The 22552-nt window shown below is 32.3% G+C and carries 17 protein-coding genes and 1 pseudogene; 13 read left to right on the plus strand and 5 right to left on the minus strand.

Annotated elements, in window-relative coordinates:
• Window positions 1–42: 42 nt before the first annotated feature.
• Complete coding sequence (locus B7R65_RS19515) at window positions 43–540, minus strand: hypothetical protein (protein WP_088044501.1); 498 nt, start codon at window positions 538–540, stop codon at window positions 43–45.
• Between the two features lie 355 nt (window positions 541–895).
• Here B7R65_RS19515 and B7R65_RS19520 point away from each other — a divergent pair, with 355 nt between their 5' ends.
• Both B7R65_RS19520 and B7R65_RS19530 read left to right on the plus strand, forming a co-directional pair.
• Complete coding sequence (locus B7R65_RS19520) at window positions 896–1639, plus strand: AlbA family DNA-binding domain-containing protein (RefSeq protein WP_088044502.1); 744 nt, start codon at window positions 896–898, stop codon at window positions 1637–1639.
• Window positions 1640–2114: 475 nt separating this feature from the next.
• Window positions 2115–5852 carry a S8 family serine peptidase gene (locus B7R65_RS19530; protein WP_088044504.1) on the plus strand — a complete coding sequence of 1246 codons (3738 nt, stop codon included), beginning with the start codon at window positions 2115–2117 and terminating at the stop codon, window positions 5850–5852.
• A 146-nt stretch (window positions 5853–5998) separates the two neighbouring features.
• Here the strand turns inward: B7R65_RS19530 and B7R65_RS22030 are convergent, their stop codons facing one another.
• Both B7R65_RS22030 and B7R65_RS19535 read right to left on the minus strand, forming a co-directional pair.
• Complete coding sequence (locus B7R65_RS22030; RefSeq protein WP_373419600.1) at window positions 5999–6724, minus strand: Ig-like domain-containing protein; 726 nt, start codon at window positions 6722–6724, stop codon at window positions 5999–6001.
• An 18-nt stretch (window positions 6725–6742) separates the two neighbouring features.
• A pseudogene (locus tag B7R65_RS19535) lies at window positions 6743–8365 on the minus strand (bifunctional metallophosphatase/5'-nucleotidase); the annotation flags it as partial.
• A gap of 691 nt (window positions 8366–9056) precedes the next feature.
• Here B7R65_RS19535 and B7R65_RS19540 point away from each other — a divergent pair.
• The 9 genes from B7R65_RS19540 to B7R65_RS19580 all read left to right on the plus strand — a co-directional run bounded on the left by B7R65_RS19540 (window position 9057) and on the right by B7R65_RS19580 (window position 19591).
• On the plus strand, window positions 9057–9401 hold the full coding sequence (locus B7R65_RS19540) for a helix-turn-helix domain-containing protein (RefSeq protein WP_088044505.1): 345 nt from the start codon (window positions 9057–9059) through the stop codon (window positions 9399–9401).
• Between the two features lie 34 nt (window positions 9402–9435).
• On the plus strand, window positions 9436–11181 hold the full coding sequence (locus B7R65_RS19545) for a DUF262 domain-containing protein (protein ID WP_088044506.1): 1746 nt from the start codon (window positions 9436–9438) through the stop codon (window positions 11179–11181).
• Window positions 11182–11529: 348 nt separating this feature from the next.
• Window positions 11530–12159 carry a recombinase family protein gene (locus tag B7R65_RS19550; protein WP_088044507.1) on the plus strand — a complete coding sequence of 210 codons (630 nt, stop codon included), beginning with the start codon at window positions 11530–11532 and terminating at the stop codon, window positions 12157–12159.
• Window positions 12160–12395: 236 nt separating this feature from the next.
• The gene (locus B7R65_RS19555; RefSeq protein ID WP_088044508.1) at window positions 12396–13532 is read left to right on the plus strand and encodes a hypothetical protein; all 1137 of its coding nucleotides are present in this window, start codon (window positions 12396–12398) and stop codon (window positions 13530–13532) included.
• Window positions 13529–13999, plus strand: coding sequence for a three component ABC system middle component (locus tag B7R65_RS19560; protein ID WP_088044509.1), 471 nt, complete (start codon window positions 13529–13531; stop codon window positions 13997–13999). The genes B7R65_RS19555 and B7R65_RS19560 overlap by 4 nt, the downstream gene beginning before the upstream one ends.
• Complete coding sequence (locus B7R65_RS19565; protein ID WP_088044510.1) at window positions 13996–15915, plus strand: DUF3732 domain-containing protein; 1920 nt, start codon at window positions 13996–13998, stop codon at window positions 15913–15915. The genes B7R65_RS19560 and B7R65_RS19565 overlap by 4 nt, the downstream gene beginning before the upstream one ends.
• A 318-nt stretch (window positions 15916–16233) precedes the next feature.
• Window positions 16234–17400 (plus strand): potassium channel family protein, encoded by a 1167-nt coding sequence (locus B7R65_RS19570; RefSeq protein WP_088044511.1) that lies wholly within the window; start codon window positions 16234–16236, stop codon window positions 17398–17400.
• A 41-nt stretch (window positions 17401–17441) separates the two neighbouring features.
• The gene (locus tag B7R65_RS19575; protein ID WP_088044512.1) at window positions 17442–17774 is read left to right on the plus strand and encodes a hypothetical protein; all 333 of its coding nucleotides are present in this window, start codon (window positions 17442–17444) and stop codon (window positions 17772–17774) included.
• Between the two features lie 599 nt (window positions 17775–18373).
• Window positions 18374–19591: a hypothetical protein gene (locus B7R65_RS19580; RefSeq protein WP_088044513.1), complete on the plus strand. Its 1218-nt coding sequence runs from the start codon at window positions 18374–18376 to the stop codon at window positions 19589–19591.
• A 552-nt stretch (window positions 19592–20143) separates the two neighbouring features.
• Here B7R65_RS19580 and B7R65_RS19585 read toward each other — a convergent pair.
• Window positions 20144–21526 (minus strand): hypothetical protein, encoded by a 1383-nt coding sequence (locus tag B7R65_RS19585; RefSeq protein ID WP_088044514.1) that lies wholly within the window; start codon window positions 21524–21526, stop codon window positions 20144–20146.
• Window positions 21527–21761: 235 nt separating this feature from the next.
• Window positions 21762–22109, minus strand: coding sequence for a hypothetical protein (locus B7R65_RS19590; RefSeq protein WP_088044515.1), 348 nt, complete (start codon window positions 22107–22109; stop codon window positions 21762–21764).
• Window positions 22110–22143: 34 nt separating this feature from the next.
• On the opposite strand from B7R65_RS19590, the gene B7R65_RS19595 reads away from it, so the two are divergent.
• Window positions 22144–22302 carry a transposase gene (locus tag B7R65_RS19595; protein WP_142288286.1) on the plus strand — a complete coding sequence of 53 codons (159 nt, stop codon included), beginning with the start codon at window positions 22144–22146 and terminating at the stop codon, window positions 22300–22302.
• Between the two features lie 122 nt (window positions 22303–22424).
• Window positions 22425–22552 (plus strand): IS3 family transposase (locus B7R65_RS22035; RefSeq protein ID WP_373419601.1); only part of this gene is annotated, 128 nt, incomplete at its 3' end.

A 22552-nucleotide genomic window follows, 5' to 3' on the forward strand; every position in this document is an offset into this window, starting at 1 on the left:
GTTTAGTAATCAGCTTTTTTCTTTTTTAATCTAAAGTAAAATCTATTTATAACATAAAACGATTATTCGATTGGGAGTCGTTTGGGCTGGGATACTAAATGTACTTGGTCCATAGATTACAATAAGGTTTCGGTTTGAGGGGTTTCTTGAAAAAGGTTGCCCATTTGTCAAAATAATTTGGGTGGCAGGAGAGAGGTTTAATTTTAATTGACCATCACTACTGACTAATTGGTTATTGAAATAATCTACTTTTACATTTTGTCTAGGGTTTACTTTTACCATGACTAGTGCTTGATATTGAGGTGGGTAAATAAGAATAACAGGCACATTTCCGTCATAGTAGCCTGTTACATTATCACCAACTGCTACTACTGCATGGTCAACAAAGTAAGTAGTTGGTGAAACAATGAAATTTACGATTGCCCCAGCCCCGTCAGTTACAGATATTAATTTATAACATCCTTCTTCTTCAGCATTTTGACTTATATTAAAATCACTAATCATGGTGATGGTCCCATAAAAAGATTTAAAGTTTACCATTTTAATCACCCCTTGGTATTGGATTTGATAGGTTCTATTAAAAAAGTAATTCGTCGATTTCCACTTCAGGATGCTCGCTTTCCGTGGGGCGTGCAATGAGCCTCCTCGGCTAGCCTGTGGGGTCTCATTTGTCCCGCTACTCCCACAGGAGTCTCGCACCTTCCGTTTCAATCATATTCTTTATTTAAAGTTTGTTTTAAGAACCTATTAAAAAGCAATAATTTTAAAAAAACAATAATTTTAAAAAAAGAGCCTTTTATTTATATTCCTCTAACACTGTATATGAATAAAATAAATGAAATAATAAATTTGATAAAAGGGTAATGTTAAGCCAAGGGTGAAGAGGTGGACACATATGGTTAAAAGGCCAATTTATAAGCAAGAATTTCTAAATACATTTAATAATGAAGATAAAATTTTTGATATAGCCTCACTTAAAAGCCTTATCGAACAATCATTTGGTGAGAATAATGCATTAGATTTTAAAGAAACTTTTATTCGAGAAGATCATATTGCAAAGCTAATCGTTGCGATGGCAAATTCGGGTGGGGGGTCAATTATATTTGGAGTAAATGATGATAATCAGCCAGTTGGTTTAATAAAAGAAGAGTTGAAAGATCCGACGGATTTTCAACGGAAATTAAATGGTTATTTACCATCTATTTTAAATTATAATCTCCAACAAATTGAATATGATGAGAACGAAATTTATGGATATTTTAGTGGGAAGACCTTTTTTATCATTTATATTCCGGAACAAAATCGGTTTATTCCCTTTATAGCAAAAAGAGGCTCTGATAAATTATTTACGGATAAAATCTATATACGAAAAAATACATCAATTGAAACAGCGACAAACGAGGATTTAGAAATGATCTTTAAGAAAAGGCTCATTGAACAATATGAAGACTTATCAAATATGAGTCTAAATGAGCATATGGAACAATTAAAAATACTTTATAGTATTTCAGCAAATAGTGGAGATTCAATTAAAAATGAAAAGAGTTCGAAAGAGAATTTTGGTGAATTTATAGCTAGAATGATAGAAAAGAAGAAGAGGAAGATTGAGATTGTTTTGGAGGTTAGTAATATTGAGTGAGGACTTGGTATTTACAAAATTAGTACCGAGCACAATCTTTCTGTTCAATGTGGATGGGACGAATTGCCCAAGTAAATTGGGTATCGTATCATCTATTAATTTTGGACACGAAAAATGTTATAAATACTTGAATGCTCAATTACAGGCCAGAGGTGTTAAACGGGATGTTCGTTGACTATTCTATTAGTTTTTCAGGTAAGCACTAATCAAATTTTGATTGGTGCTTTTTTCGTGACCTGCTGTAAATTGGGTTATTTTCATAGTGATTAAGAACTGAAAACTTAGGGTGATTTTGCAAAAGGAACGTTAGATAAGGGACCAATTAACCCAATTGACCGTACTTAGAATATTCTTTATATTTTGATAATGTAAAGTGTTTCTAGCGAATTGGTTTGAATATGAACATTTAAATTAGTTTTTAATAGATTCATATTGGCAGTCGCTTTACTAATTTATCAGAATAGGAGAATGTCAGATGAACGGAAAGCCTAGGTTTAAAAAGTACGTTACAGCAATGACGACAATGGCACTTATTGCCGTCCCAACTTTTCAAGCGTTTGCTGCTGATTCTAGCAATAGTATCTTAAATTCAGCAAATCGTATGTCTGAAGAAACGAATCTTCAGGGGATTAACGCAAAAGCAAGTAATGGAAAGCATGTCATTACTCTTATTACAGGTGATGTTGTAACGGTGACAGAATTTGCAGATGGACAAAGTGTCATCAGTGTTGAACCTGCTGATAAAGCGGGTGGTGGAGCACGTATACTGACGACCAATAAGGATACATATGTCATTCCCGAGCAAGCAATGCCTTATTTAGCTTCAGGTGTATTAGATCGTGATATATTTAATATAACTGCACTTATTGCTGATGGATATGACGATGCCTCTCAAGAAACATTACCTATTATCGTACAATATTCTGAATCAAAAACTCGATCAGCGGCAATGCCAACATTAAAAGCTTCCAAGAAAACACATGAACTTGAAAGTATTAATGGTGTAGCCCTTTCTGCTGAGAAAAAAGATACGAAAACGTTCTGGCAAGACATTAAGAAAAATATACAAACGGCAAAAGCAACAAAAGCACTGCCTACAGCAGAAATTAAAAAGGTTTGGTTAGATGGTCGTGTTGAAGCCTCCCTTGAACAGAGTGTTCCACAGATCGGAGCACCTACTGCTTGGAATTCAGGTTTCAATGGAACGGGCGTAAAGGTAGCCGTACTTGATACAGGGATCGACGCCGCGCATCCTGATGTAGCAGGTCAACTGAAGGAATCAAAAAGCTTCGTTCCAGGGGAAGATGTACGCGACTTTAATGCACACGGCACGCATGTTGCTTCCACTGTACTCGGAACAGGTGCAGCTTCAGAAGGGAAAAATAAAGGTGTAGCTCCAGGTGCTAGTCTACTTGTAGGAAAAGTACTTAGTAATGAAGGATTTGGTGCTGAATCTTGGATTATTGAAGGAATGGAATGGGCTGCCCATAATGCTAAGATTGTCAGTATGAGTTTAGGAAGCAGCGAGTCAAGTGATGGAACGGATCCGATGGCTCAAGCGGTAAATAACCTAAGTGCAGAGACGGGTTCTCTGTTTGTTATTGCAGCTGGTAACACTGGGGCTGAGGGGATTGGTTCACCTGGAGCAGCAGATGCGGCGTTAACTGTAGGTGCGGTTGATAAATCTGATAATCTTGCTTATTTCTCATCAAGAGGTCCACGTTTTGGAAGTTCGGGGCTAAAGCCTGATCTGACAGCACCTGGTGTAAATATTAATGCTGCGCGCTCACAATTTGCCAACAAAGGCAGCGGTTCTTATCTTTCGATGAGCGGTACTTCAATGGCAACTCCACATGTTGCAGGTGCTGCTGCTATTCTTTCGCAACGTCATCCTGATTGGACAGGAGCACAGCTGAAGGAAGCACTTATGAGTACAACGAAGAAACTTGATGCTATTAAACCATTTGAGGGAGGAACTGGTCGACTTGATGTTGCAGCTGCAACCTTAGGTAAATTACGTGCGACAGGATCACTTGATTTTGGTTTCTACGATTGGCCGCATGATAATGATGTACCTGTTGAGAAAACAATAACGTACACAAACGACGGTGATGAGTCAGTGACATTGGATCTGTCAGCAAAGATTACAGGTAACAATGATTCAGATGCTCCAGCTGGTTTGTTCAAACTTTCAACAAACACTGTAACAGTACCAGCAAAAGGTAGTGCGAAAGTTACTGTAACACTGGATCCGAAGCTTGGCGCTCTTGGTGCACGTTATCAAGGACAAATTTCTGCTAATGTTGAAGGTAAAACAGTGGTCCATACTTCACTAGCTATGATTAAAGAAGAGGAAAAATATGCTCTTACACTAAATGCGACCGATCGTGACGGGTCTCCTACTTTAGCTTATATCAATCTCCTTGGACCTGAGGGTGATCCACAGTTTATTGCCGTTAATGGTACGACGGAATTACGATTAAAGCCAGGAACTTATTCTGCTATGTCAATGATGGATGTTGACAGCGAAACTGATCATGCTGGTGTTGCACTTGTTGGAAATCCGGAAATTAACATGAATGGTCCGCAAACAGTTGAATTGGATGCTCGTAAAGCAAACGAAATTACAGCAAAAGTCCCGAATGAGACTGAAGCTAGTTTTAGAAAAATGGAATATTACCGTGAAATTGATGGAAATAGTGTTGGTGACATCTACGTCATGCCGGTTAAAGTGGATAAAATGTATGCTGCACCAACAACAGCAGTTAAAAATGGCAAATTCACATTGAACACTCGCTGGCGTCTTACAGAACCTGTACTGACAATTAACTTCCGTGGTCATGAACTAGATGAAATCCCACAAGCGGGAAGTACGTTACTAAAAGGCAATTACAATTTAGAAGCTGTTTATGCAGGTAAAGGTGCTCCGGAAGATTATAATGGCTTAGATGTAAAGGGCAAGGCTGTTATCGTTGATCGTAGTGACGAAGTGTCTGGTATGGAACGTTCTGCAGCAGCATTAGCGGCAGGTGCAAAATTATTAATTACAGTAAATGATGGACCGACAGAATTAAGTGAATACGTAGGAACTGAAACTGGAGATATTCCTCTTGCGGTTGCTGCGATTAGCGGAACAGAAGGGAAAAATCTTGTTGAAGCGGCTAAGTCTGGAAAAGTGAAACTAAATGTAAAAGGTAACCCAGATACTGAATACATTTATGATCTTGTTGATAACCACAATAACGCGATTCCAAGGGACTTAACTTATGCACCTAAAACGAAAGAGCTTGCAAAAATTGATACGCAATATAAATCAGACCGTCAAGCACCTGGTGGAGAGTTCAGATGGGATATTCCATCATACCGCTCAAACGGAGTAGGCTTCCAATTTAAATTAAATCTACCATCCGTTAGGACAGAGTGGGTATCTGCTCAAGAAGGCACAAAATGGTACCATCAAGCTAGCATGCTTGATAGCGCTTGGGAAGTACGTCAACCTTTAGCGACTTACAAGCCAGGTCAGAAATTGGATGAAGAATGGTTCGCATCAGTTGCTCGTCCTCGTTTAGGAGATGGCTTCTGGAAGCCTTATCGTACAGGAAATAGCTTCGTATTAAACATTCCTGCATGGGCTGATTCAGGAGTAGGTCACACAGGATCAGAAACGAATTATCCTGGAAATCAAACGCTAAAATTTTATCAAGGATCAAAACTTGTGAAAGAAGCAAATGGGCAAGCGATCTACTCATTTATTAATTATCCAACTGAAAACACTGAATACCGAGTAGTTAGTGATGCTTGGCGTGACACGGAACGCTGGAACACATCCGTTAAAACACATACAGAGTGGACTTTCTGGTCTAAGGAACAAGAAGAAGACAAAACAGAACTACCATTGATATCTCTTGATTATAAAGTGGATACTGATATGTTCGGGAACGCAAAATCTGGCCGATGGATCGATTTAGGCTTGAATGCTATCCAAGTAGCTGGTGCTCCAGGAAACGGCAAAATGAAAGGTGCATCTCTTGAAGTTTCATATGACGAAGGCAAGTCGTGGGAAGAAGTAGACTTAGATCGTGAGCGAGATGGATGGGAAGCAAAAATAGAGAATCGTAAGAAGGCATCTTCTGTTTCACTTCGAGCTAGTGCTTGGGATGACGCAGGAAATAGTATTAAGCAAGAGGTTATTAAGGCTTTTGGTTTGAAGTAGTTAATTGGTAAATACTTTTAAAAAACTTCTTGAATAGATTCATAGTCTAGAATAATCATTAAAATTTGTGTTAAAGTTTGGCACCTTCCAATAAAAAGGTTACAAAAAGACCCTGAAAACTAATTTCAGGGTCTTTTCTATTTTTCTTATTTTACTACTACTTTTGTCACTTTACTTACATTTCCTGCTTTATCTTTAGCAGTGAAGTAAAGGATTGTACCAGATTTTTGTTTAGTAACCTTGAAAGTAAACAATCCTTTTTTATTGCTAATTGTTTTGAAAACTTTCTTGCCAACCTTTAATTGTACAGAAGAACCTACTTCTGCCTTACCTACTAAACTAGTAGAAGTTCTTGATACTTTTGTCACCAATACAGGTGCATTTGGAGCAGTTTTGTCAACCACTTTTGTAGTTAATGAAGGGCTAACATTGCCACCTTTGTCGACTGATGTTACAGATAGAACAGTTCCAGCTTTTAAAGTTTTAGTTAATGTTACTGTGAATACTCCACGATAGTTAGCGTCTGCTGTACCCACTACAGTTTTTCCGGATTTTACAGTTACTTTTGTACCTGCTTCTGCTTTTCCAGTAACTTTCATGTCGTTGTCATCTACTTGATTAACAACAGGTTTTGTTGGAGCTACAACATCCTTAACCTTAACTTGTGTATTGCTTACATTAAGTTTAGAGTCACTTGCAATAACATTAATTGTTGTTCCAGCTTTTTGAACTGGAATTTCTACTGTAAAGCTTCCTTCTTTAGAAGCAGTAGTTGTACCGATTACTTTTCCATTTGCCTGTAACTTAACTTGAGCATCAGCAAAAGCTGTACCTGTTACTTTTGTTGATTTGTTTGTTACTTCTCCAACAATAGGTGTAGCCGGAGTTACTTCTGAAAGTTGAACTCTACCTTCAACAGTTGCGCTTACTTGTCCTTTAAATGATTTGAAATAATTAACAAATCCATCTAAATCTACTACACTTGTCACACGGTTTTTACCAGATTTCAGAACAGTAAAGCCGTCGCCACCGTCTGCCATAAAGTTATTTACAGTGATTGAATATTCTTTAGTTGGATCGATTTTAGAACCATCTGGAAGATAAATATCAAGTATTTTCTTACCGTAATCATTTTTATCTGTCCAAGTATAATGAAGACCAGCGATTGCCATGATCTTGTTATAACTTGGTGGAGCATTGAATTGTTGATTTAATAAAGTTCTTACTTGCTCTCCAGTAATAGTCATTGTAACTAAATCGTTACCGAATGGCTGAACTTTGAATAAATCTCCCCAAGTAATTGTTCCTTTTGGAAGTGGGTTACGAATACCACCAGAATTCATGAATGCAAAATCTGTGTTAGTAGTTGCTTTCATGCCGTCAGCAATAAAGTTACCAAGAGCTGACTCACCACTTGGATTAGCTGCGTTAGTCAATACATCTGCTGTTTCGCCCATTACTTGGCTTACAGTTGGTTTGATATCTGCTTGATAGCCATCAAGCTCAGCTTTAATTTTTGCATCAGGCGTAATTTTGCTATGAAGAGTATCAACAACTTCAGCCTTTGCGTCTACGATATCTTGTGTAACTGGGTCAATTGTTAAATCAACATCCGAGAATGCTGTTCCATATGACCATGATTGTACTAGAAGTTTGCCATTTACTTTTGCGTTTAAAAGTTTATGATCATGTGCACCAAAAATCACGTCAACTGATTTGTCTGTTGCATTTGCTATGTCGACAACTCTTCCAGTTGCATCTGATCCGTCTGCTTTAGAAGAACCAGGATTATGTGCAAGAACGACAATTGAATTAACACCTTTATCCGTTAATTCTTTTGCATATTTATTAATAGCTTCTACTTCATCCGTAAATTTAACACCTTCAACACCTTTTGGCGTTACAATCGTTGGAGTTTCAGTTGTAACAACCCCAATAAATCCGATCTTAGCTCCACCAACTTCTTTTACTACATATGGAGGTAAAATGGGTTCATTTTTATCGTTTACAACGTTTGCTACGACATAGTCCATTGTTGAACCAGTAAACTTGCCATATTTTGCTTCATATTTCTCTGTTTTCGGGTTGCTTCCACCATCGATTAGACGCTTCATTTCAGCAACGCCTTCATCAAATTCATGGTTACCGATTGTACCTACGTCAAAGCCAAGTTCATTCATAAAACGAATAGTAGGCTCATCTTGTAATAATGCAGATACTGGAGGACTCGCTCCAACAAGGTCACCAGCTTGAAGCATAAGAGTATTCGCAGGATTAGTAGCTTCTCTTTCTTTTAAATATGCTGCTAAATACTCGATACCTCCAGAGTAATCTACTACTTTACCAGTTGAATCTTTAATCGATCTCCAAGTATCAAGCTGACCATGATAGTCGTTAATGCCTAATAATTGAACATGAATGTCGCTATTTGTATCCGCTTTCACAGATTGAGGAACAATATTTAGAGGAGCTATTGTAAGGGCTAGCGCAGCAGCTAATGAACCTTTAAACAATCGCCTCTTAATATTTTTAGTTATCTTACTATTCACACATTTTCCACCTTTCGACAAAATATTTAGTATTGCATGAATATTTTACTAGTATTAGAAATAGATTAATAGAGTTTTTTGAATTATTTTTTTGTAAAATTTTGGGTTGGGTGGATTTTTGCTTGAAAGTTAAGTTTGTATAAAGAGAATAAGTGCATGTGAAAAAGGCAGTGGTTCTATATTATATTGTAAATAGAATCTCAAGTTTAAAAGATTCCAATTCTATTTAGAGAATTGGGGCAATTTCATAGAATACTTTGATATATATAAGTTCTACTTTTTTGACGGAGTAGTCTATTTTCAACAAGAGTGACTACACTTTTACGCTCAAAATAACAAATGTGATGTAAGAGGTGGCACTCGTATTGTGTAACTTTACTTTAAGGTTTGTGTGTATATGTACTTGGTGGGGTATAGGATGTATGCTATTAAGTATTCCTGTAAACTATGCCCTCTAAATATAGCTTGTTGTTTGTATAAGCATCAGGTATTTTAGTTTTATGGATTTTTAGGGTTAATAATGCTTACTTTAGTAGGAGTTCTTGAAATAACTAGTCTATTACACTAGTTATTAAGTAAAAGCGAATATCAAAGGAAAATGTAACTAAATGTCGAAGTATAATATTTAAAAGAATAAACAAACGGTGGGATTCTTATGATATTTGGACAAAGATTAAAGGAATTAAGAGAAAAAGAAAAATTGAAGCCAGAGGAACTGGCGGAAAAAATTCATTTTACTAAAAGTGTTATTTGGAGCTATGAAAACGGTAAAAAAGAACCAACAATTGGGCATTTAATTAGACTTGCTGAATACTTTAATGTGTCAACTGATTATTTACTTTGTTTAGATAATAAAATAGTAATCGAACTAGACCATTTTAGTAATGACAACATACATAAGTTCTCAATTAAAATAGAGAGAAATGAACTCACAGCAATCGAATTAAAAGAGATGATAACTTATATTAAAGTAAAAAGAATTATGGAAATAGAGAAGTAATAAGTTTATTTTGAAACTGTATAGGAGGATTCTAATGGCTTTTGAAAGACCACTTACAATAAAAGAAGTAGTAAATGACATCCATCGAAAAAAATATTTACTTCCTGCAATTCAAAGAGAATTTGTGTGGGATACAGAACAAATTGAAACATTATTCGATTCTTTAATGAGAGGATATCCAGTTGGTGCATTTCTATTTTGGTTTGTTAATAAAGAGAATATTAATAAATTCAAGTTCTATGAATTTCTAAGGGATTATCATGAGCGTGACAATACACATAATGTTGAAGCGAATATTAGTGGGGAAGAGGATATAATAGCAATTCTTGATGGACAACAAAGATTAACTTCACTATATGTTGGACTTAAGGGTTCATATGCTTATAAGCTTCCTAGAATGCGAGTAGAGAATGACTTAGCTTATCCAAATAGACAGCTATATTTAAATCTTCTAAGTGAATCAGAAGATTATGATATGACATATGACTTTAAATTTCTTACTGAACCAGAAGCTTCTAAAAGAAGTGAGGATTCATTTTGGTTTAAGATAGGGGACATTTTACGTTTTAAAGAAACATATGAAATTAATGACTTTATATACGAGAATGAATTAAACCTTGTAGATAAAGAAAAGGCAAAATTTGCTAATAAGACGTTGTTTAAATTACATAATGCTATTCATGATACTTTGTGTATAAATTACTATCTTGAGAAGTCACAAGAACTTGATAAGGTTCTTAACATATTTATTCGGGTTAATAGTGGAGGAACTCCTTTAAGCTATTCTGATTTATTGTTATCAATTGCAACAGCTCAATGGGAGCAACGAGATGCTAGGAAGACTATTACTTCATTTGTTGATGAACTAAATAATATTGGTGATGGGTTTGATTTTAATAAAGACTTAATCCTAAAGACTTGCCTAGTGTTATGTGATTTCAATGATATTGCTTTCAAAGTTGATAATTTTGATTCTTCTACAATGGATAGAATTGAACATGAGTGGGAGAACATTTCACAAGCTATCCGTTTAGCGGTACAATTAGTATCAAGTTTTGGATATAATTATAAAACTCTTACAGCAAATTATGTAATTATTCCTATCGCATATTATTTATATAAAAAGAGTAATCCACATAATTACGTTGAATCATATAAATATATTAATGAAAGAAGAGAAATTAAAAGATTTATTACAATAGCTTTATTAAAGAGAATATTCGGTGGACAACCAGATAACGTACTAAAACCAATAAGAGAAATAATCAAGAACAACTTAGATAGTTTTCCGTTTAGGATTCTTAAACATGATTTAAAGGTTACTAATAAGACATTAAGATTTTCAGAAGAAGAAGTTGAAGACCTATTATGGACAAAGTATGGAAACAGGTATACATTTTCTGTTATATCTTTATTATATCCACATATTGACTATAAGAACACTTTTCACCAAGACCATATTTTCCCTAAGAGTTTACTAAAATCTCGAAGTAAACTTAAAAAAGAAGGGGTAATTCAGGATTCAATAGATTACAGTATTGAAAACTATGATTATTTAGGAAACTTACAGCTAATTGAGGGTGTTCCAAATTTAGAGAAGTCTAATAAAAAGTTTGATGAATGGTTAGATGTGATATGTCTTAATGACCAAGACAGAGAAGCTTATATGGAGAAACATATGATTCCTGATGTTACATTAGATTTAGGTAATTTTGAGGAATTTATGAAAGAAAGAGAATGTTTGATAAGAGAAAAGCTTTTGGACATTTTAGTTAGATAGGTATAAAATGACGTTTGCTATGTTTAGCAAACGTTTTTTTATGTACTTTTAACTTTTTTATCTGATAACATAATCGTTTACCGATTGAATGGATTAGTAGTTTCACTTCCGTACCCCTGTTAAATATTTATAACTTGTGGTTCTAATACAAAACAGGTATAATAATGAATTTTATCAAAAAATTGCTGTTTATTTAGGTATACCATTGTAAACTATTGAAATGAAACGAAAAATACGTCTGTAAAGGTATTTATTATTATATATAAACGTTTGTAAAATGGTGTATACATTTATAAACTGTTTAGCTATAATTGGAATATATAGTCTAATTAAAGGAGTTTTTTGTAAATGGCTAAAACAGTAGCTTACATACGCGTGAGTAGTAAAGACCAGAATCTTGCTAGGCAATATGAAGATATGAAACAATTAAGTATTGATGATAAATACATATATGAGGATAAAGCTAGTGGAAAAGATATGGATAGAATAGGTTATCAGTATATGAAAAAATCTATTGAAACAGGTGATACACTTGTAATTAAATCGTTAGACCGTCTTGGTAGGAATCAAGACCAAATAAAAAATGAATGGCAGTACTTTAAAGATAATGAGATTAATATTCGAGTGCTAGATATGCCTGCACTAAATATTGACTATTCAAATGAGCAAATGCAAGGAATGTTTAAAATGATAAGCAATATTGTATTTGAAGTAATGTCATGGAATGCAGAGGAAGAGCGGAGTAAGATAAAGCAACGACAAGCGGAAGGGATAGCTATTGCAAAAGCAAAAGGTAAGCATTTAGGTAGACCTAAAATGAGCCTTGAAACACTTTCAAGTAATCAACGACAAATACTTAAACAAGAATATAAAGAATGGAAAACTAAAGAAATTACAGCGGTTGAATTTATGAAAAAGTTAGAGCTTAAAAAGAACTCGTTTTATAAAATCATAGGTGAATATGAGAAAACTTTGTAGGCATTGACATTAATTGTGAGTGCTTTTTTTTATGGTTAGGGAACATTTTTTTAGATTTATAATTAAATGTTTTTATGTTGTGGTGGTGTTTATGAGAATATGACAACTATGTTATTATTTTGAACATTATAAATACGTTAATGGTATAATTAGGAAATATAAGGTAATTAATTTCCAAAAAGAATAAAGAACGGTATTAATACTAGATATTTAGAACGAATATTGGAGGGGGAAATTTGGAAAGGCAAAAAAATGACGATACTTTAACGAAATTGGGGGATATTTATCATTTTTTAATAGTCTTAGAGCACTGTCTAGAATTAGGCGAAGGTGAGACCATTGCTGTTGAAATGTATGGTGACATCTCTAAGCTTTCGGAGAAGCAGTCAATAAACATGGAAGTAAAGCATCATTATAAGACCCATAAACTAAGCGAAAGGAACATCGATTTTTGGAAGTCATTAAAGAACTGGGTTGAAAATAGTAAAAAAATGGATGACTTTAAACAATTGATTCTTATCACTACTTCTGAAGTTGATGAAAAATTAAGTTTTTCTAAATGGAATAATCTATCAAAATATGAAAAATATCAAACTATTAAAGATATTGGCTTAACTATCAAAGAGAGGGAAGAAACTTTTAGGAAAATCTATAATGAAATTTTCAACTATAGTGATGATATCCTCTTGAACATATTGGAAAAATTAACTCTTTATACAAGTCAATCAGATATCGAAGAAAGATTCTCTAGACTACAGAAAGATAGATTCTTTTTTGGAATAGAAAATGAAAAGATTCCTTTCTTTATCAATGAACTTATGGGTTATATACTCACTAGACCTATTTCAAGCCCTCATACATGGTATATAAAACACGAAGAATTTAAGACTTACGTTGTTGAAGTACTTAAACGATACTCAACCCATTCAAGACCTTTGCCTGACATTTATGCAGATAAAGAACCGCATAACATAGTGTCTTACTATAAGGAACCATTTACAAAAGAGATTTATAATATCGAGTATGGAGATGAAGAAGTAAGAGATGCAATAATTAATTATTGGCGAACAAAACAAACTGCAATACACTATTTTCATAACCATCCGATTTATTTAAGAGACTTTAATTTATATAAGAGTGAGTTGGAAGCTAAATTAAATAGAATAAAACGGACTAAAAAAAGAAGTTTTGATAATTCGAATATTAGGCAGTGTATTGTAAAATCACAGGATTTTTATGATGAAGGTTTAGACCTAGATGCAATTCCATTTGGTAGTATAAACCCTAATCGTTTATTCTTTCAACATGGTACTATTCACGAAATTGTAAATGAAAAAAAAATAACTTGGTTAATAAAGGATGACAAGTTATGAGTATAAAACACATTGAAAATTTATCTTTAAACCCTTTTTTTTGCAGTGATATACTACACCATTTCTTATGTGGTTATAAAAATCAAAAAATAGATATAGGTCTAATCTATCTTGTTTTACCTTTTATTTATTATAAAGACACAAGAAATTTGCTCATAAGTGCGAATAAAAGAAGTGATATTTATACTCTTTTTAAAGATAAAAAAGATAATAGAGTCTCATTAGTTGGAATGCAGGAAAGAATTAAATTTTTTAGAGAATACACTAATCAATCATTAGTAGTTGGACATAATGAAAAAAAATTTTGGGTTGATAAACAAATCTCGGTTTTAGAGAAAGTAAATTACAAACAGATTAAAAGCGAACAAATTAGGGATTATTTTAGAGCAGCTCATTACTTAGGTATCATACTTTCAAAATATGATTACAAAGACGTATTTATTAAGTTGGGAGTTACTACTGTATGAAAAGTTATATAAAGTCAATTATTCTAATAAACGAAGAAAATGAAAAAAGGTATATTAATCTCAACAAGGGACTAAATATTATAACCGGTCAATCAAAAAGTGGGAAAAGTTCATTAATAGAAATTATAGATTATTGTTTAGGTAGTACTCAACCTACTATTCCAAAGGGTGTTATTACAGAGTTTACATATATGTATGCAATTTTAATCGAAATAAACAATAGTTTAATACTACTTGGAAGGGAAAATTTCAATCAAGATGGTAGAAGATTCATGTATATGCGGTACATGAATGCTACTTGTGAAGCAAAGAACGTTAATCTTGAATTGTTTACAGAAGAATTTAGGTTAAAAATAAATAATGCAAAAAATGAAATAAGTAAAGCTTTTGGAATCTCTATTACAAATCCAAAAGAATCTGTAGAAGATACAAATCAAGGTAGACCGAGTATCAGGGATATGGTCTCTTTTCTATTTCAGCATCAGAATTTGATTGCAAATAAATTTGCACTTTTTTATAGATTTGAAAATTCAAAGAAAAAGGATAGAGTTGTTAAAATGTTTCCAGTTTTTGCTGGATGGGTTGACCAAAATTATTATTCACTAATCTATAAACTGGATGAATTAAAAAAAGAAAAAAAACGTTTAATAAAAAGTCAAGAAGCTACAGTTAAAACAACTGAAAGTCTCAAGAAAAATTTGGTCACTACTTTTGAAAAGTATTATTTTATTATTGGTGAGAAATTCAATTATCATAATTTAGAGCTAAAAGATTTGCTTGAATTAAGAAAACAACTACCAGACTATTCTAGTGATGCATACATTAGTAACGAGTTAGAAGCAAATTATTATTTCAAGAAGGAAGAACTTGAAACCTTAAGGAGTAAAAAACATGAACTTGAAATGAAGGTTCAAGAAATAATTGAAGGGGAGAAATTTGGAAATAATTATAAACAAAACCTTGAATTGTTAAATAATAAAAAGGAAATATCAAAACAAAGTGTAGAAAGCTATACTTGTCCAATTTGTGGTGAGCCTCATAGAGAACTAAATGAAAAGGCTAAAGAAATAAATTTAGCTAAAGAATGGCTCGAAGATGAATTAAGTGGTTTAACTAGTTTTACTACATATTTTGAAGAAGAAATTAATATATTAAAAAAAGAAATTAAGGTTTTAAATAGTAACATTAAAGATAAGGTAAAGGAAATTAATGAAATAGAACATATTTCTAATGGAATTAAAGAGAAAAAATTTTTGGATTCTCAGAAGCAATATGCAAGAGCAAGAATAGATATAGAATGTATGCTTATAGAGAAGCATATTATGTATCTGGATGATAATGATATATATGATATAGAAACTGAAATAGATAATATTAATAGTCTGATTAATGGTTATGACATTGAGAGTTACTATAAGGATGCTTTTAATGTAATCAGTAGTAATATGAATAGAATTATAAATAAATTAGACTTTGAAGAGGAGTTCTTACCTGCAAACCTCAAGTTTAACTTAGAAAACTTTGATTTGTATCATCATGATAAAAGGAACAATGAAAAAATATATTTGAGTGAAATGGGAAGTGGGGCTAATTGGCTAGCTTGCCATATTGGATTGTTCTTAAGTTTATTAAAATATTTTAGTTCACAAGATAATTGTCCTGTTCCATCCCTATTATTTATAGACCAGCCAAGCCAAGTATATTTTCCTGACGTCTTTGACAAGACAAATACTAAGGATATAGAGGCTGTGCAAAAAATATATATTACTATTCTTGAAGAGCTTGATAATATTTTTAAGGATGAGGTTTTTTATCCACAAGTAATTATTACAGACCATGTAGATAATCTGAATTTAGGAAAATATTCCTTTAATGATTATGTAAGAAAAAGATGGTGGAACAAGAAATTTGTGTAACCTTGAGAGAAAATTTTTTTGTGAAGATGTTATGTTCACTTCTTTACATATTTTTTGAGAAAAGTATAAGACCCCTTTGGGGTTTTTATTTTTGTATAAAAAATTCAACTACTTACTTTTTTTAAGAGAGTACTAGTAAAAACCAAGTTAATATACACCATGGTATAATTTACCTGTTTAAAAAAATCGGAGGTACAGATTTAATAAGCAGAACAACTTTAATTAATATTTTATCTTGTCAGTAAAGTAAGGGCTGCTTGTAAAAGTAAAAATAATTAAACTGTAAGACTTAACTTTCAATAAGCGGAGGGAAAAAACTTGATTTTTACAAAGAAAAGTCAAAATAAGTTTAAAGTAAATGTTGGATTTGAATCTAAAACACGATTACCTTTATCGGATGAATATAGAAATAAGACATTAGAAGAATTTATAGAATATGAAACTAAAGGGAAAAGCAGGCTGGCTAGTTTGGCATATTCATGGACAATTGATGATTTCGACCAAGAGGTTCAAAATTTTGAATTTAAAGTTGATTATTATTGGAATTGTGTAGAAGATTTAAAAGAAGTATCAAATGATATTATGGAATTGTGGAAAGAATTATTTCTTATATTTGATAAAATCAATGATATATCTACATTTGAATTATACTTAGGAACCTTAGCAGCCCTTACCTCTGAAGCAGGTTTTAAGCAAGAATTAAAAAGTGATTTAGACAATAGACTAACAACACTAGTTTATAATAGTTTTAAAGAAGAATTATATTCAAAAGAATTAAAGACAGTACTTAACAAAATAATAAATTGGTTTAATTTTAAAATAAATGTCTATTACCGAGATTTAAAATTAGGAGTTGCAGAAAGGGAAGTAAAATTTTTACAGGAGTTATACGAAGCATATGAAACTGACTTTGAAAAGCTAAAAACAGAACTGCCTAGTGTTTTCTTGCGATACTTTAATTCTGTTGATTATTATTATAGAAACTTACCGAGAATTACAGACTATAATTATTATCAGTTTTATAATCGTGTATTACTAGGAGCGATTTCATCTAGTAGGAATAGTAATGACTTTAAGCGTATGAGTGACTTGATTTATATATATCATAGAGAGAAGAAAGGTCGTTCTAAAGGGAAAATACGGAGGATTGGTTCAAATATACTTGATTATTGTACAGGGTATGGAGAAAAACCATATAGATTAATTTTTTTCTATATTTCACTTCAAGTAATTTTCCTATTTATTAATTTTCCATATGAAGGTAGCGTGTTACAGTTTAAAGGTCTTAATAGTACAGAAAAATTTTTAGAAAAATTTATAGGAACGATATATTTTAACAGTACCACAATGTTAACTAGCGTTTACGGAGATATTTCTCCTTTAAATGCACTATCAAGATTAGTAATTGTTATTCAACAACTTTTGGGATTTATAGTATCAGCTAGTTATGTAACTTTACTTTTAAGAAAATTATTTAGGTTCTAGTTTTATTTCCAGTTTGTATTTCTAGAAAAGGGGGAGTTAGATTGACAAGTATTGAAAGTATCCACATTTTTGAAGGAGAAGAATATTATTGTAGCGATTGTAAGAAAGATTTGTCTGAAAATGAAATAGAGAATTGGCGTTGTAAGAACTGTGGAGAACGAGTTCAGATTAATGCGGGTTTAGACCAAATTATTATGAGGAAGTTACCCGAAGAAGTTACAGATAATGATTACTTTGTAATGTGGACAGGAGAATTTCATCAAATTTACAAAGTCGAAAATAAAAATGGTACATATTATTATAATTTGAAGGGGTATGGTAGGCATAAGCAAAATAAAGATGAATGGGTGAATTGTATGTACTTATATAAATAATAACTACGCACCTTAAATAACATCCTAACAAGTTATTTTCAAAGCAACATTTTTATTTAGCAGAATTTACAAATGGTAAGAAGCGAATGAAATGGCTAACAAGTTACCATGAGATTCAAAGCATAGCATAACATAATTCAACCTTTCTCCTTTATGAAGAGAGGTTTTTTATTGGTCTTAGGGAATTATAGGTGTTTTTTGTTTGAATGTGAAACTTTGGGTACAATTCAGTCAACGACATTAATAATACACTAATTTAATCTTATAGTAACTTGTTGCACTCACATTATATAGTGAGTGTCTTTTTTTGTTAGATTAGATTCTTTTTTTTATGATATTTAAATTTGTTTTAATATATACGATAAATATAATGACATTAATAAACAAGAATCAATCAACTAAGAAAAAAGAAGTGTGAAAAAAAGTTATAAGTCTGTCCACAAGAGGTCGGAAATAAGAGTTTATCAAATAAATAGTAGATTGGTTTTAGTAATAACATTGTTAGTATTTTCTAAAGCGTTTTTAAAAATGATTATGTTACTAAAGAAGCAACATATATAATGTTAGGAATCTAGATAAGGATAAGTAGGTGTTTAATAATGGATATTTTTACTGAAATAGAAGAAAAAGTATTTAATAATAGCCTTATTGATTTGAATACTATGAAAAGATTGGAGTTTAGTTCAATAAATGAGTTTTACAAATCTGTAAAGAGTAAAAAAGATTGTATATCTCCGAATTGTAAAAATAAAAGTATAAAAAAATCTCATACTATACCCAAATCAGGTTCATTGAAAATAATTTCTGATGATTCGCACTTATTATATCCACACGTAGATAGAAATGCAGATAAATTAAACATGATAATGGATAGAATAGGGATAGGCGATGCTTCTACATTTCCGGGTTTTTGTAAAACGCATGAAATGTTATTTTCTGAATTTGAACAACAAAAAGATATTGATTCTATTGAACAAGCTAAATTACAAGCATATAGAAGTATTTGCAGGGAAATTGTGATTAACAACCTTGAGTTAGAAATGGTGAAGAAGCTAATTTATAAATATAAAAATGAAAGAAATAGACAATATAAACTGGAATTGGAAAAGAAAATTAGTAAAAAGATTGAGAAAGTGAAAGTTGAGTATGATGATTTTCGCATAAAATCTTCGAAGATATCCCAAGTGAAATTAACAGAGAAATTAGAATTTTTATCCAAAATTCATGATAAGTTTTTGGAATCAATAAAAAACGAACAGAATGATGAAAAAGTCTTTATGAATGTGATAAATATAGACATGAAAATTCCTATTGCATTGAGTGGATTAGGATATGCAAATATTATAGATAATGAAAAAAATCGTCGAGAAATTAAATCAATATTAAATGTAATTCCATTTGAGACATGTACAGTACTTATATTTGCAGGAGATATTGTTGACAAAGATATTTTAGAGAAATATTTTGATTATATAATTCAACATCCTTTTTTAATATTAAACTTTATTGAAAGTTTTATGATGCATGGTACTGACCATTGGTTTCTTCAACCTAAAATATGGATGGAAATGGATGAAATAAAACAAAAATATATACTAGATTATTTCTTTGTTACTGAGAGTTCATTTTTACAAAATGTAAATTTTTCAATTTTTGATGATTTAAGGAAGGAATTTTTAGATAAATTTCCAATACCAGAAAAATTTAAAGAAAGTGAAGTTAATAAATTAAATTTTAATTTTAATACCCCTCAAAAACCATTAACAGATTCAATTATTGAAAGATATAATAATTTTTATTCGGAAAAAGATATGTAAGTTTATTCAAAAATAAATTTACAATTAAAATTGATTAACTTCTTGTTATATAGGATACATTTAGAGTTTTAGATTTTATAACAACTTTACAGGTCATCATCACTACTTTATACTTAAAATGTAAACATAACATAGTGAAGTAGTCTATTACTTTAGACAATGAATATACGTGATAATTCTCAATAGGTTAGTATTCAATCTTAACAACAGAAGTTGTTGCTGCTGATCTTCCTGAGAAAAATGCACCTACAACTGAAATGGGGTGTATGATGTAAAGGATTTTCCCCTAATGTAGGAACTATTTATGTAAGAATTTTAGACGGATTAAGCAAATAGAAAATAGTTATTTTCCATATCGAGACTACATGGTAATTATTTGAAATTTAGTGACATAAATTAGAGGTGAAGTATACAGGAACTTGGTTTAAGAATTTGCCATATAAACTTCAAGGTGGTCAAACCTCGGTAGTGAATAAATTAAATTTTAATATTATATTATATTATATTATATTTAAAAAAGCCAAGGATTTTCCTTGGCTTACTTAATTTTGATTAAATTAAGAATATAGCTACAACAGTAGTAACAACCAATCCAATCAACACCGGCAACAAATTCCTTCTAGCCAATTCAAAAGGACTAACATTACAAATAGCAGCAGCAGGAATCAATGCCCATGGAATTAACGTTCCACCACCCACCCAAATAGCAGCGATCTGTCCCATTGCAGTTAGGGTTGCAACCCCATGACCAATCGCCGTAGCAAATAGTGATGCAACTGATCCTGCAAGAGAAATTCCCGAGAATCCAGATCCATCCAATCCTGTAATTGCTCCAACAGTAGTAAGTGTTACCCCTGCTACTCCAGGATTTACCGGTACAGCGTGCGCGAGTGCGAATCCTAAATCATTTACAATTCCATGTGAACCCTTTGGTAGGAAATCCCCTATAATTGTTGTAAATCCACTATCTCCAAGATAAAAAAAAGCTGCGATTGGAATCACTGGACCGAAAACACGGAACCCAAATTTGAATCCATGAATTAAATAATTTGTTACTTCTTCTAAACCTTTTGACTTATGACCCATTAAGGATAGGATTGAGAGGATAATAAGTGAAGTTCCACCGATTAAGGCAGTTGCATCTCCACCTTGTAAATTGAAGTGAAGCATTGCCCAAATATCTACTGCAAATAAAATGAAAACAAGAGCGGCCATCCAGTTTTGTTGAGTAGAGGAGAGTAAATAATCTTCAGTTTTGATATCGCTTTCAACCGTTTCTACTGTTAAGATCCCTTTTTTCATGTCTCGTTTTAAGAAGTAAAAAGCTACAACAGTAGTAACGACACCCATTACAATAACAAGAGGTATACTTGCATGAATGACATCCGAAACAGGGATTCCAGCCGCATCAGCTGTTAATTTTGGAGCCCCTTGGATAACATAATCACTTGAAAGTGCGATTCCATGCCCAAATAAATTCATTGCCATTGCAACACCTAATGCAGGTAAACCTACTCTAAGAGCCACTGGTAGTAGTACTGCACCAATCAATGCCACAGCAGGAGATGGCCAGAAAAACCACGAAACAACCATCATTACAATCCCAATCGTCCAGTAAGCAAGTGTGGCGTTTTTCATCACCTTTGTAAAAGGACTAATGAGTGCTTGATGGACTCCACTTTCTGTTAATGCCTTACTCATTGAAACAATGATTGAGATAACTAGAATTGTAGAAAGTAATTCGGTTATTGCGTATATAAAACTTGAAAATAGAATACTGACTGAACTAGTTAGTGATTCAGTCGCAACAAGCCCCAAAAGAAATATCCCAGCAAGACAAACTAAGCTTGTGTCGCGTCTTAGGATTAAGAACAAAATGATAATTCCTATAAATGTTACATAAAGCCAGTGTATAGCTGTTAAATCGACATGCATTAAATTTCACCCCTTTTTATCCTACATATATTGATTAGCAATATATGCATTTGCCTAGAAAGGAGTGATTCTAGAATATGTATAGTAAGCTAAATATTTTTGTTGACGCACCCAACTCATGTTGAGTGTATAGCGTCGTTAAATTTAAAGGGGTAGGACTAGTCCTGTACCCCTTTTTTTATATTAGGATTTATAAAATTAAAGTGAACTTTTATGGTTCCACCTTCAAATACTTCTATTTTTTTATCTGTTTATGAAGTATAGGTTTTAATATTTCTTCGTTTTTAGTATTTAATCTGATATAGCTAATAATTTCTTTTTCAAAGTTAAGGCAGTTAGTATCTTTGATATTCTCTTTGTTTATTAGAACTAGTAATTCAATTTTTCGATTGCTCAATGATTGATTCTCATTTCGAATTAATTCATTTTGGGCTCGCCATTCGTCTTTAGTAAAATCTCCATCGTTATACATATCTAATAGCATACTTTGTTTAGTGATTAATTGTTGAAGGCGTTTATCAATTTTTATTAATTCACTTTCGTAATCATTATCAACTTGAACTGCACCCCAATTGTTAGACACAACTAACACCTTGGAGGTGCATTTGCGTCCACCAATGAAAAAGGAAAATAAAAAAACACATTTACCAGGATCTAAAGAAGCATTACAAGCAGAGAATGAGCGTTTACGTGCGGAGAATGCTTATCTAAAAAAGTTACACGCCTTAATTCAAGAAAAAGAAAAATCACAAGCCAAATCAAAGCACAAATCATAAATGAATTAAGGTCTAATTTTAGTTTATCAGTTTTACTCGAAGTAACTGATATTCCTCGTGCGACTTACTACTACTGGGTTAAAAATATGAAACAACCAGACAAATATAGTAAAACAAAAGTAATGATTAAAGAGGTATATCATTCACATAAGCGACGTTATGGTTACCGTCGCATTACTTTAGAATTACGTAAAAGAGGATTTCAAATTAATCATAAAGTAGTACTTCGATTGATGAATGAAATAGGATT

The sequence above is a fragment of the Bacillus sp. EAC genome (assembly GCF_002156875.1).
GTDB lineage: Bacteria > Bacillota > Bacilli > Bacillales > Bacillaceae_G > Gottfriedia.

What these genes read in the sequence shown, in the direction of transcription:
- B7R65_RS19515 (WP_088044501.1), bottom strand. Translation starts at nt 540, where the DNA reads ATGGTAAACTTTAAATCTTTTTATGGGACCATCACCATGATTAGTGAT.
- B7R65_RS19520 (WP_088044502.1), top strand. Translation starts at nt 896, where the DNA reads ATGGTTAAAAGGCCAATTTATAAGCAAGAATTTCTAAATACATTTAAT.
- B7R65_RS19530 (WP_088044504.1), top strand. Translation starts at nt 2,115, where the DNA reads ATGAACGGAAAGCCTAGGTTTAAAAAGTACGTTACAGCAATGACGACA.
- B7R65_RS19540 (WP_088044505.1), top strand. Translation starts at nt 9,057, where the DNA reads ATGATATTTGGACAAAGATTAAAGGAATTAAGAGAAAAAGAAAAATTG.
- B7R65_RS19545 (WP_088044506.1), top strand. Translation starts at nt 9,436, where the DNA reads ATGGCTTTTGAAAGACCACTTACAATAAAAGAAGTAGTAAATGACATC.
- B7R65_RS19550 (WP_088044507.1), top strand. Translation starts at nt 11,530, where the DNA reads ATGGCTAAAACAGTAGCTTACATACGCGTGAGTAGTAAAGACCAGAAT.
- B7R65_RS19560 (WP_088044509.1), top strand. Translation starts at nt 13,529, where the DNA reads ATGAGTATAAAACACATTGAAAATTTATCTTTAAACCCTTTTTTTTGC.
- B7R65_RS19565 (WP_088044510.1), top strand. Translation starts at nt 13,996, where the DNA reads ATGAAAAGTTATATAAAGTCAATTATTCTAATAAACGAAGAAAATGAA.
- B7R65_RS19580 (WP_088044513.1), top strand. Translation starts at nt 18,374, where the DNA reads ATGGATATTTTTACTGAAATAGAAGAAAAAGTATTTAATAATAGCCTT.
- B7R65_RS19585 (WP_088044514.1), bottom strand. Translation starts at nt 21,526, where the DNA reads ATGCATGTCGATTTAACAGCTATACACTGGCTTTATGTAACATTTATA.
- B7R65_RS19595 (WP_142288286.1), top strand. Translation starts at nt 22,144, where the DNA reads ATGAAAAAGGAAAATAAAAAAACACATTTACCAGGATCTAAAGAAGCA.